The 14,010-nt window shown below is 75.6% G+C and carries 11 protein-coding genes; 8 read left to right on the top strand and 3 right to left on the bottom strand.

Annotated features, from left to right (window positions below; all coding sequences use genetic code 11):
• Positions 1 to 263 precede the first annotated feature (263 nt).
• Together AC067U_RS26920 and AC067U_RS26915 are read right to left on the bottom strand one after the other, a co-directional pair.
• A complete protein-coding gene (locus tag AC067U_RS26920; protein ID WP_478832348.1) occupies positions 264 to 3,233 on the bottom strand; it encodes a poly(A) polymerase in 2,970 nt (989 codons plus the stop codon).
• The gene (locus tag AC067U_RS26915; protein WP_478832347.1) at positions 3,233 to 5,077 is read right to left on the bottom strand and encodes an RNA ligase family protein; all 1,845 of its coding nucleotides are present in this window, start codon (positions 5,075 to 5,077) and stop codon (positions 3,233 to 3,235) included. Before AC067U_RS26915 ends, AC067U_RS26920 begins: the two co-directional genes overlap by 1 nt.
• Before the next feature lie 136 nt (positions 5,078 to 5,213).
• Here AC067U_RS26915 and AC067U_RS26910 point away from each other — a divergent pair, with 136 nt between their 5' ends.
• From AC067U_RS26910 to AC067U_RS26875, 8 genes are all read left to right on the top strand, one after another.
• Positions 5,214 to 5,417, top strand: a complete 204-nt coding sequence (locus AC067U_RS26910; RefSeq protein ID WP_478832346.1) for a DUF2191 domain-containing protein — start codon at positions 5,214 to 5,216, stop codon at positions 5,415 to 5,417.
• Between the two features lie 278 nt (positions 5,418 to 5,695).
• Positions 5,696 to 6,286 carry a VOC family protein gene (locus AC067U_RS26905; RefSeq protein WP_478832345.1) on the top strand — a complete coding sequence of 197 codons (591 nt, stop codon included), beginning with the start codon at positions 5,696 to 5,698 and terminating at the stop codon, positions 6,284 to 6,286.
• An 89-nt stretch (positions 6,287 to 6,375) separates the two neighbouring features.
• Positions 6,376 to 7,407, top strand: coding sequence for a galactose-1-phosphate uridylyltransferase (gene galT / locus AC067U_RS26900; protein WP_478832344.1), 1,032 nt, complete (start codon positions 6,376 to 6,378; stop codon positions 7,405 to 7,407).
• A gap of 17 nt (positions 7,408 to 7,424) precedes the next feature.
• On the top strand, positions 7,425 to 8,561 hold the full coding sequence (gene galK, locus AC067U_RS26895; protein ID WP_478832417.1) for a galactokinase: 1,137 nt from the start codon (positions 7,425 to 7,427) through the stop codon (positions 8,559 to 8,561).
• Between the two features lie 66 nt (positions 8,562 to 8,627).
• Positions 8,628 to 9,236 carry an N-acetyltransferase family protein gene (locus tag AC067U_RS26890; RefSeq protein WP_478832343.1) on the top strand — a complete coding sequence of 203 codons (609 nt, stop codon included), beginning with the start codon at positions 8,628 to 8,630 and terminating at the stop codon, positions 9,234 to 9,236.
• Positions 9,237 to 9,247: 11 nt separating this feature from the next.
• Complete coding sequence (locus AC067U_RS26885) at positions 9,248 to 9,814, top strand: GNAT family N-acetyltransferase (RefSeq protein WP_478832342.1); 567 nt, start codon at positions 9,248 to 9,250, stop codon at positions 9,812 to 9,814.
• Between the two features lie 75 nt (positions 9,815 to 9,889).
• A complete protein-coding gene (locus AC067U_RS26880; RefSeq protein WP_478832341.1) occupies positions 9,890 to 10,717 on the top strand; it encodes a class I SAM-dependent methyltransferase in 828 nt (275 codons plus the stop codon).
• A gap of 206 nt (positions 10,718 to 10,923) precedes the next feature.
• Entirely contained in the window at positions 10,924 to 11,604 is a 681-nt protein-coding gene (locus AC067U_RS26875; protein WP_478832340.1) for an ADP-ribosyltransferase, read from the top strand.
• 165 nt (positions 11,605 to 11,769) lie between these two features.
• On the opposite strand, the gene AC067U_RS26870 is transcribed toward AC067U_RS26875, so the two are convergent.
• Complete coding sequence (locus AC067U_RS26870; protein WP_478832339.1) at positions 11,770 to 13,575, bottom strand: ABC transporter ATP-binding protein; 1,806 nt, start codon at positions 13,573 to 13,575, stop codon at positions 11,770 to 11,772.
• Positions 13,576 to 14,010 lie beyond the last annotated feature (435 nt).

Genomic DNA, 14,010 nt, shown 5'->3' with positions numbered 1-14,010 from the left:
GCTCGAGCAGGGGGGACCCCCATCGCCCCAGCGGCACGACTGCCCACACGGCGGGCTGAGTCCGGCCGTCCTGCCCCCACGGCCGTGGCAACGGCCGGCGGCGAGGGGGCCGGTGCGCCCGCCCCACGGCCGTGGCAGCGGGCGGTACCCGCGCGGCCGGCGGCGAGGGGCCGGCGCGCCTGCCACGCGGCCGGGGCAACGGCCGGCACTCCCGCGGTGGCGGAGGCCGACGCCCCTATGGCGGCGCGGCACGGCGGCCGCCGCTACGGCAGCGAGGGGAGGTCGCCGCCGCCGAGGCGGGTGATCTCCACGCCGCGCAGATCGCGGCACCACGTCCCGGCGAGCGCGGCGAGGCCGGCCTCCGTGGGCGGATCGTGGCCGAGGCCGATCGCGAAGCGGGCCGAGACGGGGCCGCTCCGGTACGGGCGGGGCCAGGCGTGCGCGTCCGGCACGCCCGCTGCCTCCAGGGCGGTCAGCAGGGCCCGCGTGCGTCCCCGGACGCGCCCCAGCAGTTCGTCGAACTCCGCGGGGCTGTACGCCCGTACGCCCACCACCGCCCAGGCGGCGTGCCGCCGGTGCAGCGGGGGAGGGGCCGAGAGCTCGCCGGGGTTGCCGCCCTCCAGCGCCTCCCAGGCCTGGTAGAGCTCCTGCACCAGCAGGTCCCGGAAGCCGGTGCCCACCTGGGTGGTGCAGCTGCGGACCGGGGCGGTGGGGGTGAGCACCGTCATCGGCGCGTCTGCGGATGCGTCTGCGGATGCGTCCGCGTCCGCTGCCCTCGGTGCCGCGGGTGCGCCGGTGAGGGTGACCGGGCGCCGCCAGTCCCAGGCGGCCCAGCCCGCGAAGAACTCCCGCAGCAGTCCCTCGCCCGCCATCTCCGGGCCGGCCTCCAGGACCGTACGGGCCGCCAGGACCGACCAGGCGAGCCCCGGGAGGCCGCCGTGCGGGGCGGAGTCCAGGCCGCGTACCCGTGCCCAGGCCTTGACCCGGCGGGCCAGCTGCTCGAAGGCGGGTGCCCGGCCGGCCACCGCCGCGCGGACGGCGTCCGCGTCCGGGAGCGCGCTCAGGGCGACCGCCGCCGCCTCGCCCAGCTGCGCCCGGTCCGCCACCGCGTGCGCCGGGTCCAGCGAACCGGTGCCGACCAGCACCAGGTCGACGGCCAGCCCGCCCACGGCGAAGCGCACGCCCGGGACCCGGGCGCCCCGCACCCGTCGCAGCCGGTCCGCCTCCGGCAGCGCGGCGGCGAGCCGCTCCTCCGCCAGGGCGCTGTCCGCCGCACCGGGCACCGCCGCCACCAGGTCCAGGTCCGCGCCGGGCAGCGAGCACCCCATCCGCCGCGACCCGGCCACCCGCACGGTTCCGTCGCCGAACGCCGCCGCGACGCGCGCCGTCACGGTGTCCACGAGCAGGGTTTCCGCCGGCCCGGGGCCATCTGCCGGGGGCATCACGGACCTGCCCGGTGCCCCGGCCCCCGCGCCGTCGGGCAAGGCCCCGCCCGGCTCCGGGCCGACCGCGCCCGGGTCGGCCTCCGGCGCCCAGCGGACCGCGCCCGTGCCGAGCGAGACCGTGGCGCGGACGCGCATCGGCTCCGTTCCGCGCCGCGACAGCAGGACGAGCTCCCCGGCCCGGGTCGGGGGCAGCCCGGCGAGGGCTTCCCCGCACGTGGCACCGACCCGCTGCCAGTCCGGCGTACGGCCCAGGGACAGGTGCGGGGTGAAGCCCTCGGCCCCGCCCCGGCAGCGGGGGAACCGGGCCGCCAGGGCCGCCCGGAGTTCCTGCCAGGGGGCCTCGCCGGCGCCCGCGGGGTCGAGCCACACCGTGGCGTCCTCGCGGTGCCCGAAGGTGTGCACCCCGGCCCAGCGCACCGGGAACGGGGCCGTGGTCGCGGCCGCCCCTGCCACCAGCGGCACCGCCCGGTCGAACTCCGCTTCCGGTACGAAGCCGAAGAGCAGGTTGACGTGCGGCGGCCAGCGGTCGACCTGCGGGTCGTACGCCCGCCGCAGCTCCTGGACCGCGGGCCACAGGTCGGCGGGCGGCAGCCAGGCCAGCGCCGTGCGGGCCGTCCCCGGCACGTCCAGGACCTCCGGGGCCTCCCGTCCCCCCGCCTCGGCACCGGGGGCGGTGACCGCCCCGCCGAGCGTCAGGTCCGCCCGCACCCCGTAGTGGTCCGAGACGAACAACCCGTCCGGGCCCGGCACCTCGCCGAGCAGCCCCGCGCCCGCCACCCGAGCGGCCCCCCGCAGCAGGATCCGGTCCAGCCGGCCGGCCCGCCCGGTCAGCGAGGACACCGCGGCGAGCGGGTTCACCCGCGGGTCGAAGGTCGCCGTGGTGTCGGCCGGACCGTGCGTCTCCGTCCAGGCGTCCCGCAGCCCGAGCCGGCCGGCGGGACCCTCGGGGCCCTCCCGCCCGTCGTTGAAGTCGCCGAGGAGGACGAGTTCCCCCTCGACCGCACCCAGGCCCTCGGCCAGCCGGGCCAGTTCGGCGGCCCGCCGTCCCGCCCCGTCCTCCGAGTGGTCGCTGCTGAGGTGGGCGGCGGCCACCACCACCGGCCCGGCGCCGGTCTCCACCGCGATCGCGGCGACGGCCTTGTGCCGGCCCAGCAGATGCCCTCCGGCCTCCTTCACCGGGAGCCTGCTGAGCAGCACCACCCCGCTGTCGGCCACGTCCGCCCCGGCCGGGTGGGTGCCGAGGGTGTATCCGGCGCGGACCCAGTCCGCGGCCAACAGCATCTCCAGCAGGGCCGGTTCCACCTCCTGCAGGGCGATGACGTCCGCGTCGGCCGCGGCCAGGGCGGCCAGCAGGCGGGGCCGGCGCAGCGCGGTGTCGATCCGGTCGGCGTCGTACCGGTCCCACAGGGTGTTCCAGGTCAGCACCCGCAGTGAGGTGGCGGACGAGGTGCGGGCCGCCGGCGCCGGGGCCCACTGCCGGGACGCCGGGTCCCAGGCGTGCGGGGTCCGCGCCGTGAAGAAGGGCGCGGGCAGCCGCAGCGGCTCGCGTACCCGCCCGGCGTCCGACCGGCCCACGACGTCCAGGCCGCTGGCCCGGTCCCAGACCAGCTGACCGTCCGCCTCCACGAACAGCACCCGGTGCCAGGGGATGTCGCCGCCCGGCACGAACGAGGGCAGCGGCACCCGCTTGGGCGGCGCACCGCGCTGGTGCAGGCCCAGCACGAACCGTGCCGGGTCGAAGCGCGGGTCCCAGCGCACCTGGTGGTAGATCTGCTCGCTGGTACGCATCAGTTCCTCACGCCCCGCTCGTGCCCCGTGTCCTCGTCGGCCGCCCCCGGGCCGGCCGGGTCGGCCAGGCCGCCGGCCCGGTCCTCGATCCGGCCGTCCGGGCCGGCGTACCGGATCCGGTGGGCCCGGCCCGGATACGGCGGACTGAACCGGCGCAGCTGCCCCGCCAGCACCTCCGGCGGCACCGGATGCGGCCGGACGCGGTTGCGCCGCACCAGTTCCTGCTCGTCCACCACCGTCACGACCTGGGTGACCAGGGCGTCCCGGCGCCGCGCCACCCCGAGGACCAGGCCGCGCTGCTGCTCGGTCAGCGAGGTGGCGTCCCACACCACTGTGCCCCCGCGGGCCAGGGCGCTGTCCAGCCGGTCCAGGCCGGCCCGCAGTACCTCCCCGTTGGCCCGCTGGTCGGCGCGGTCACCGCGGGCCGAGCGCAGGTCGTCCAGGGACACGTACGTGTCGACGCCCGGCAGGCTGCGCGCCACCGTGCTCTTGCCGCTGCCCGAGGGGCCGACCAGCTGCACCAGCCGGGGGAAGGCCCCCTCCCGCCACCGCCAGGTCGCCGCCACCGCCTCGTCTGCGGTCCGCACCCCGCCCCGGGCGTACGCGTCCCGGGCCTCGGCCCAGCACCGGTCGGCCGCGTCGGGGTTCCGGCGCGCCAGATCCGCCAGGGCCTCGCGGAGCCCGGACCGCAGCGGTTCCAGCGGCGGTCCGTCCAGCAGCCCCTCGTCCTCCGCGTACAGGGCCGACCAGTCCAGGCACTCGCGCGCTTCGGCCGCCCCGGCATCCTGCTGCGGAGTCCCGGCCAGTACGGCGCCGGACACCGCGTGCAGCACACCGAGGTCGGCGGCGGCGGACAGCCGCAGCAGCCCGCTCCGGCGTTCCTCGTCGGCGAACGGGCGCCACAGGAGCGGGTACAGCCCCACCAGGTCGGCGACCCGGCGGGCCAGGGGCAGGCCGAGCGGCCCGGCCAGCGCGGACACCAGGGTGCCCCGCGGCCGGTCGTGCAGCGCGGCGGCCAGTACGCCGGCCAGCCGGTCGTCCCCGGTCCGCCCGAGCAGATCGAGCCGGCCGGCGGCATCCCGTACGACCGCCTCGTGCGCCGGCGGGCGGGCACCGCCGTGCGAACGGCCCGACGGGCCCGCCTCCGGGCCGGTCCGGCCCACCGCCGTGAGCAGCGCGGCCGGGTCGGGTTCGGCGCCGGACCGGACGGCCCACAGCGGGGCCGCGGCCCCCAGCCCGTTCTCGACCACGGCGGCGTGCATCCAGTGCGTGTCCGTCTGCACGTGCCCGGTCCGCACCCACTTGGCCACCCGCCGCCCGAACTCCTCCTGTCCGAAGCCCTCGACGGTCCGGACGACGTACCCCTCCTGCCGGCCCGTGTCCAACCGGAGCCTGCGCAGCGCCCGTTCGTCGAAGACGCCGCGCCAGAGCACCCGCGGCGACGGCACGCCGAGCGCCCGCAGGAAGCGGACGGTGGCGTCCCAGCCGAGGCAGCGTCCGGCGCCGTCCCACACCGAGAACCCGTAGAACCAGCTGTCGAGTTCTCCGTAGGCGAGGGAGTGCCGGGCGTACATGTTCTCCCCGCACACCCGCCACCCGGCCGGGATGCGGTCGCCGATCCGGCCCTGCAGGCCCTTGACCCAGGCCCGCGAGGGATGGTGCCCGGAGTCCGGCGAACGGGCGTGGAGCCCGTCCCGGTAGAGGGTGGTGTTCTCCCCGTCGAGCTTCTCGGTGACCACGACCTCGCGTCCGGCGAACCCGGACAGGTCCCCGGCCCGGACGTCGTCCGAGGAGGCTCCCGGCGACCAGGGCAGGTGTGGCGTCCGTGGATAGTGCGTACGCATGATGACCTGCTGACCTGTCCGTTCGGATGACGATGTGCGCGTCACTGTAGGGATCGGCGGGGGGCCGGATCCACCCATTAACACGGGCGGCGCCGACTACAGTCCGGTCGGGAACGGACGCGCAGAAGGGGGCACGATGGCCAAGGTCAGCATCAGCCTGGACGCCGAACTGGTGGTGGAGGTGATGGTGCTCGCGGGTGTGGGCTCGCCGCAGGACGCGGTGGAGGCCGTGGTCCGCGACTACATCGAGCGCGCCCACCGGACCGAGGCCCGCGTCGAACTGAAGGACCACCGGCGCCACCCCACCGCCCCTCCCGCGCCGAATCCGGACACGGCCTGACCGGCCGTTCGTGACCGGCCGTTCCGGATCGGCCGTGCCTGACCCGCCGTGCCTGACCCGCCGTGCCTGACCGTCCGTGCCTGATCGGGGCGAGTCGCAGGTCTTGTGTTCGCAGATCCTGGTCGGCAGGGTGTCCGGTGTGCGTGCCGATCTTGTTCGGTGGGGCGGGAGGACCGGGGGAGCGGGTGGCCCGCTGCCGCCGCCCGCTCCCGGACGGCGCGCCGGCAGCGGCGGCTTCGATCAGCCGCCGACGGGTTCGACGGTTTGGGGGGAACGGCATGCTGACCGGGATCGTGATGGACGCGCTGGACGTCGCACGCATGGACCGCTTCTGGCGGGACGCGACGCAGGGCCGGACGGGCGGCCTGCAGCTGCGGTTCGTGCCGACCGAGGAGCCGAAGGCGCACAAGAACCGGCTCCACCTCGACCTGGCCGGGGGGCCGGACTGGGAGGCCGAGGTGGCGCGCCTGCTCGCGCTCGGCGCGACGCGGGTCGACATCGGCCAGGGCGACGTCCCGTGGGACGTGCTGGCCGACCCGGAGGGCAACGAGTTCTGCGTGCTGCGTCCCGGCCACCCCGGCGTGCTCGCCGACTCCGGCCTCGTCGCGATCTGCCTCGACGTCTCCGCGGAGGACCGCCACGCGCAGCAGGCCTTCTGGCCGTCCCAGGCCGACTGGCAGGCGGTCGAGTCCCACGACTGGGGCTTCCGGCTCCGACGTCGGCCCACCAGCACCGTCTCGCTGGTGATGGGGCCGCCCGCGGCGCCGAAGGCGGCGCGGAACAGGCTGCGGCTGGAGGTCACCCGTCGAGACCGGGAACCGGGCGAGTTCCTCGATGCCGCCGGGAACGAGTTCCACGTCGCGCACTGACCCCGGCCGCCCCGCCCGCCCCCGCGCCGGGCCCGGTCCGGGCCCCGGTTCAGGGCCCGGCGCAGGGCCCGCGTGCTTACTCTTGGCGGGTGAAGAAGAGCATCACCGAACTCGCCGACGGTCGTGAGCTGATCTACTACGACGCCGACGCGAGCGACGCCGTGCGCGACGTGCCCGACCCGCGCCCGCTCACCCCGGTCGGGAGCCGCTCGGAGCTCCGCCGCGACGAGGCGACCGGCGACTGGATCACCATCGCGGCCCACCGCCAGGCCCGCACCCACCTCCCGCCCGCCGACGCGTGCCCGCTCTGCCCCGCCCGGGACGGCCGCGCCGGGGAGATCCCGGCCGCCGACTACGAGGTCGCGGTGTTCGAGAACCGATTCCCCTCCCTGGCCGGCGGAGCGGGACGCTGCGAGGTCGTCTGCTTCACCCCCGAGCACGACGCCGGCTTCGCCGACCTCACCCCGGCCCGGGCCCGGCTGGTCCTGGACGCCTGGACCGACCGCACCGCCGAACTGTCCGCCCTCCCCGGCATCGAGCAGGTGTACTGCTTCGAGAACCGCGGGGCCGAGATCGGCGTCACCCTCCCGCACCCGCACGGCCAGATCTACGCCCTCCCCTTCACCACCCCGCGCACCGCCAAGATGACCGCCGCCGCGGCCGCGCACCGCTCCGCCACCGGCCGCAACCTCTTCGAGGACCTCCTCTCCGGTGCCCGCACCGCCCGCGAACGCCTGGTCGCGGAAGGCGAGCACTGGACGGCCTTCGTCCCCTACGCCGCCCGCTGGCCCTACGAGGTACACCTCTACCCGCACCGCCGGGTGCCCGACCTGACCCGGCTCACCGAGGCGGAACGCGAGGAGTTCCCCGGCCTCTACCTGGACCTGCTGCGCCGCTTCGACCGGCTCTTCGGCCTCCCCGAACCCACCCCGTACGTCTCCGCCTGGCACCAGGCGCCGGCCCGCGGCGGCGGGGAACTCGCCCTGCACCTGGAGCTGTTCACGGTGCGGCGGGCCCCCGGCAAGCTCAAGTACCCGGCCGGCACCGAATCCGGAATGGAGGCCTTCATCAACGACGTGGCCCCCGAGGAGGCCGCCCGGCGCCTGCGGGAGGTCCGGTGAACGGCCCGGTCCACATCATGGAAGCCGCGTTCCGGCAGCTCTACGGCACCTCCCCGGAGGGGGTCTGGTCCGCCCCCGGCCGGGTCAACCTGATCGGCGAACACACCGACTACAACGACGGTTTCTGCCTGCCGATGGCGCTGCCCCAGGCCACCCTGGTAGCCGCCCGCCGCCGCACCGACGGCCTGCTGCGGCTGCACAGCGCCCAGGGCGACGGCCGGATCACCGAACTCCCGCTCGCCGGCCTCGCCCCCGGCGCCGCCACCGGCTGGGCCCGCTACCCGGCCGGGGTGGTCTGGGCCCTCGCCGGGGCCGGTCACGACGTGGGCGGCGGCGCCGACCTGCACATCGACAGCACCGTCCCCACCGGCGCCGGACTGTCCTCCTCCGCCGCCCTGGAGTGCGCGGTCGCCCTCGCGTACGACGACCTGTACGGGCTGGGCCTGCCCGGACCCGAACTGGCCCGGACCGCCCAGCGGGCGGAACACGCCTTCGCCGGCGTGCCGTGCGGGATCATGGACCAGATGGCCTCCGTCTGCAGCGCCGAGGCCACCGCCCTGCTCCTGGACTGCCGCACCCTGGACCACCGGCGGATCCCCTTCGGGCTCGCCGCGGACGGCCTGAGACTGCTGGTCCTCGACACCCGGGTCAAGCACGACCTCGGCGACGGCGCGTACGCCGCCCTGCGCGCCGGGTGCGAACGCGCGGCCGCCCTGCTCGGCCTGCCCGCACTCCGCGACCTGGCCCCCGCCGACCTGGACGGGGCACTGGCCGGCCTGCCCGCCGAACTCGCCCCGCTGGTCCGCCACGTGGTCACCGAGAACGAACGGGTCACCCGGGCCGTCGCCCACCTGGAGGCCGAGGACACCGAAGGCCTCGGCCCGCTGCTCACCGCCGGCCACACCTCCCTGCGCGAGGACTACCGGATCTCCTGTGCCGAGACCGACCTGGTGGTGGACACCGCCGTGGCCGCGGGCGCGCTCGGCGCGCGGATGACCGGCGGCGGATTCGGGGGTTCGGTGATCGTCCTGATCCGCGACCGCCAGGCCCGCGCGGTCGTCGACGCCGTCACCGAGGCCTCCCGCCGGGCCGGCCACCGCACCCCGTCCGTACTCGAAGCCCTCCCTTCCCGCGGAGCGTGCCGCCTTTCCTGAGGTCGGCGGCAGGCCCTCCCCCCGAGCGAAACACCGGTGTAACGCGCGGCCCGTAGCGTGGGCCCGATGAGCACGCAGGCGAACGCGAACGCGAACGGGAACGCGAACGCGAACGCGGACGGGACCGGCTCCGTGAGGCACATCCGCCCCGGCACCGAGGACGACCTCGCGGAACTGACCCGCATCTACAACCACTACGTCACCCGGACGCCGATCACCTTCGACACCGAGCCGTTCACCGTGGACCAGCGCCGGCCGTGGCTGGCGGCCCATCCCGCCCACGGCCCGCACCGGCTCCTGGTGGCCGAGGAGGGCGGCAAGCTCCTCGGCTACGCGACCAGCAGTGCGTTCCGCCCGAAGCAGGCCTACGCGACCTCCGTGGAGATCAGCGCCTATGTGGCGCCCGAGCACACCGGACGCGGCATCGGCAGCCTGCTGTACACCGCGCTCTTCGAGGTACTGGAGCGGGAGGACGTCCATCTGGCGCTCGCCGGGATCACCGTGCCCAACGAGGCGTCACAGCGGCTCCACGAACGCTTCGGGTTCCGGCCCGTCGGCCGGTTCGAGCAGGTCGGGCGGAAGTTCGGGAAGTTCTGGGACGTGGCCTGGTTCCAGAAGCCGATGGCCGGCGCCGAAGCCGCCGATCCCGCCCCGCCCGGCCCGGCCCGCGGGTAGAGTTCCGGGCCATGCACCCGGTCCACCGCCACGGTACGCGCCTGGAGCTGCGCGAGCTCGGTCCCGCCGACGTGGACGCCGTACTGGCGGTCTACGGCAGTCCGGAGGCGACCGAGCACCTGTCCTTCGAGCCGCGCACCCGGGCCGAGGTCGAGGGGATCGTCGCCCGGTCCGTCGCCTCCGCCGGGGCCGTCCCCCGTACCGAGTACGCCCTCGCCGTCGTGGAACGCTCCGGCGGGCCACTGGTCGGCTTCGGCCGGCTCGCCGCCGACCCGCACCAGACCCGGGCCGCCACCCTCGGCTTCGCGCTCCGCCCCGACACCTGGGGGCGGGGCTACGGCCTGGAGACCGTACGGCTGCTGCTCGCGCTCGGCTTCGAAGAGCTCGGCCTGCACCGCATCTGGGGCGCGAGGTCCCCGCTGAACGTGGCATCGGCCCGGACCATGGCCCGGGCCGGCCTGGTCGAGGAGGGCCGGATCCGCGAGCACGTCCACAAGGGCGGGGTCTGGCGGGACTCGGTGGTGCACGCGATCCTCGACCGCGAATGGAGCACACCCGAACAAAACGCTCAGGGCTGACCCGCCGCCCGCGAGGTTCACCCGCGAGCCGTCCTGGGCGCGCGGGGGCAGGCCCGCCGGTGCATGCTCGGAAGCATGACCGAGGCGAGCGACGCGGCCGCTGCGGACCGCGCTCTGAAGACCAAGCACCGGCAGATGTGGGCCCTGGGCGACTATCCCGCAGTGGCGTCCCGGCTGATCCCCGAACTGGGCGAGGTGCTGACCCGCGCCTGCGGGGTCACCAGCGGCCAGCGGGTGCTCGACGTCGCGGCCGGCTCCGGCAACGCGGCCATCCCCGCGGCGAGGGCCGGAGCCCATGTCGTCGCCTCCGACCTCACCCCCGAACTGCTCGACGTCGGCCGCCAGCTCGCCCGGGAACAGGGCCTGGAGCTGGAGTGGGAGGAGGGGGACGCCGAGGCGTTGCCCTATGCCGACGGCGACTTCGACGCCGTCATGTCCTGCGTGGGCGTGATGTTCGCCCCGCACCACCAGGCCAGCGCCGACGAACTGGTCCGGGTCTGCCGCACCGGCGGCAGGATCGGCCTGGTCAACTGGACCCCCCAGGGGTTCATCGGCCAGATGTTCGCGGCCATGAAGCCGTTCGCGCCCCCGCCGCCGCCCGGGGCGCAGCCGCCCCCGCTCTGGGGCGAGGAGGCGCACGTCCGGGCGCTGTTCGGCGACCGGGTCACCGACGTGGAGGCCCGCACCCGGACGGTGCGGGTGGACCGGTTCGGCCGGCCGGGGGAGTTCCGCGAGTTCTTCAAGAACTGCTACGGCCCCACCATCGCCGTGTACGAGTTCAATGCGGAGGACCCCGCGAAGCTGTCCTCCCTCGACCGTGAACTCGACGCCCTCGCGGAGCGTTTCATGCGCGACGGGGCCATGGACTGGGAGTACCTGCTGTTCACCGCGCGCGTGCTCTAGGTCGGCTCTTTCGGATCCTGCCGGCCGGCGCGGGTCAGGCAAGATCCGTAAGAGGCGGCCTGGGCCGCCTGGCGAGGACCGGCCCGGCGCGGCCGGGGTGGTGGCCTAAGCCGTACAAGTACCGCCAAGACGGCCGGAGTTCGTGACACGCTCACGTTCGGGTGACTGTCCCCGGCCGCGGGGTGCCGCACCGGCAGGGTGTCTTCATGATCACCCATGCCCTGCGACGCCGTGCCGTCGTCATCGCCGCCGCCCTGACCGCGGCCCTGCTGCCGTCCGCCCGGTCCGAGGCCGCCGACCCCGCGGCCCTGCCGGACGCCGTCCGGGCCGGGACGGTCCGCACCGCCCCCGTCGCGGCCGCCGCCCCCGCCAACTCCTGCCCCGTCGTCGAGGACCGCCTGTTCGCCGCCGCCGACACCTCGGTCGACCTGGCCAGGATCACTCCGGCCCCGTCCTGGCGGACCAACTGCAAGCAGCTCTACCGTTCCGACGGCCGCCCGCCGGAGATCGTCTTCGAGCAGGGCTTCCACCCCCGCGACACCGTGAACGGCCAGTACGACCTGGAGCAGTACGTCCTGGTCAACCAGCCCTCCCCGTACGTCTCCACCTCGTACGACCACGACCTGTACAAGACCTGGTGGAAGAGCGGCTGGAACTACTACGTGGACGCCCCGGGCGGGGTGGACGTCAACGCCACCATCGGCGACACCCACAAGTGGGCCTCGCAGGTGGAGGTGGCCTTTCCCGGCGGGGTCGACCGGAAGTTCATCGTCGGTGTCTGTCCCGTCGACAAGACCACCAAGACCGAGATCATGGAGCAGTGCCGGGACAACCCCTACTACGTGCCCTGGCGCAATGCCTGGCCGGCCCGGACCGCCGCGTCCTGACGGCCCGCCCCGCACCCGGACTTCGCGGCTTGCCGCGTCCTGACTTCCTGGCTGCCTGCCGTCCTGACTTCCTGACGTCCCGACCCGGCCGGTGCGGCCCGCCCCACGGCGCCCGCACGGCCGGGGCCGGACCCGTGGCACGGGTTCCGGCCCCGGACGGTGCCGTCACGCGGAAAGGCCCGCCGGCTGCGCCTCGGCCGCGGCCAGGAACTGGGTCGCGGCCAGCTCCCCGTACAGCGGGTCGCCCGCCACCAGCTCCTCGTGGGTTCCGGTGGCCCGCACCCGCCCGGCCTCCATGACCACGATCCGGTCGGCCAGCGTCACCGTGGACAGCCGGTGCGCCACCACCAGCACGGTGGTGTCCCGGGCGGCCTCCGCCACCACGTCCCGCAGCGCGAGCTCGTTGACCGCGTCCAGCTGCGAGGTGGCCTCGTCCAGCAGCAGCAGCCTGGGCTTGCGCAGCAGCGCCCGGGCGATCGCCACCCGCTGCCGCTCACCGCCCGACAGGGTGGACCCGCGGTGCCCGACCTGGGTGTCCAGCCCCTGCGGCAGCCGGCCGACCAGGCCCTCCAGCCGGGACCGCCGCAGCACGCCGGCGATCTCCTCCTCGGTGGCGTGCGGCGCACCCAGCAGGAGGTTCTCGCGCAGGGTGCCCGCGAGCACCGGGGCGTCCTGCTCCACGTAGCCGATGGTGGCGCGCAGCTCGGCCAGCGGCCAGTCCCGCACGTCCCGGCCGTCGACGAGCACCCGCCCGCCGGTCGCCTCGTAGAACCGCTCGATCAGCCCGAAGACCGTGGTCTTGCCGGCACCGGACGGGCCGACGAAGGCGGTCATGCCCGCGCCCGGCACCTCGAAGCTCACCCCGTGGTGCACGGGCGGCAGGTCCGGCCCGTACCCGAAGTGCACGTCCCGGAAGGACACCGTGGCCGGGACGCGCGGTTCCGCCTCCGGCAGCCGCGGCGACGGCCCGCCGACCGGCTCCGTCTCCAGCTCCTCGGCCTCGGTGATCCGCGCCAGGGCGGCCGAACCCACCTGGTACTGCGAGGCGGCGTCCGCCAGCTTCGAGATGGGGTCGATCAGGTAGAAGAGGAAGAGCAGGAAGGCGACCAGGGTGGACACCGAGATCGTCCCCGAGGCCACCCGGGCACCGCCGATCCCCAGCACCGCCAGGAACGACACCTGCACCGACAGGCCGATCGAAGGCCCGGCGACCGCCTGCCACTTGGCGGAGGTCACCCCGTGCCGCCAGGCCTCCTCGGCCGCCGCCTCCACCCGCGCCGTCTCCCGGGCCTCTGCACCTGAGGCCTTGATGGTCCGGTAGGCGCCGAAGGCCCGCTCCAGCACGGTCGAGATCTCGCCGACGGCCTCCTGGGCCCGCTCGGAGGACTTCGCGATCTTCGGGTACACCACGCCGGTGGCCCCGCCGACCAGCACGATCACCCCGAGGGTGACCCCGAGCAGCACCAGGTCCATCGCCGCCATCAGGGCCACCGTCGCGAGGAAGGTGATGCCGCCGGTCGCCGCGGACACCACCGACTTCGTGGTCACGGCGCGCAGCAGTGTGGTGTCGGAGGTCACCCGGGACATCAGGTCGCCGGGCTTGGAGCGCTCCACTTCCGGCAGCCTCAGCCGCATCAGACGCTGCACCAGACCGCGCCGCGCCGCCAGCACCACGGACTCGCCGGTCCGTTCCAGCACGTACGCGCCGAGCGCGTCGATCACCGTGGCCAACACCACCAGGGCCGTGAGCAGCACCAGGAGGCCTGCCACCGAGTCCCCGCGGCCCAACCGGTCCACCAGCGCCTTCGCGGCGAGGGGCTGCGCCAGCCCGCTCGCCGCACCGATCAGCGAGAACAGCGCGCCCAGCGCGACCGTCCACCGGTGCGGCCGGAAATGCCGGTACAGCGCCTTCCAGTTCTGCGCCGCGGGCCGATTCCGCGCGGCTTCCTTCTCCGCCTCTGCATAGTCCATGCCGGCCAGCATCGAGCAACCCGCCGGGCGGGGCGCCGGCCGTGGACCGCGTATGTCACCTGGCGCTCCCGGCAGCCGCCGAACGGCGATACCGCTCCGGCCACGCCGCCTTCGTGCGCCCCCCGCGTACACCCTTCGCACGCCGCCTTCGCACCCCGCGTTCACCCGCCGCCGTCACCCGCCGCGGTGAACCCTCCGCCTCACCCGTCCGGACCAGCGCCCCCCGGACCGCCCGGCCGCACGGCCCGTGCGGCGTACCGGCGGTGACACGAACGGAGGCGCCCGTGGGGGGAGTTCCGGCACGACACGCCGGGCACGCACCCGTAGCGTCGTCGGTACGCCACCCGGCGTCCGCGACCGGACCGGCCGCGTACGCCGCGGGAGGGGGGCTTGGGGCTGTCCCGCCGTCGGGCAGGGCCCGACCGGCACTCCGTA

Source organism: Streptomyces sp. NPDC043853 (assembly GCF_056436025.1).
The sequence above is the reverse complement of the archived record's forward strand: the minus strand, read 5'-3'. Positions and strand labels throughout refer to the sequence as shown.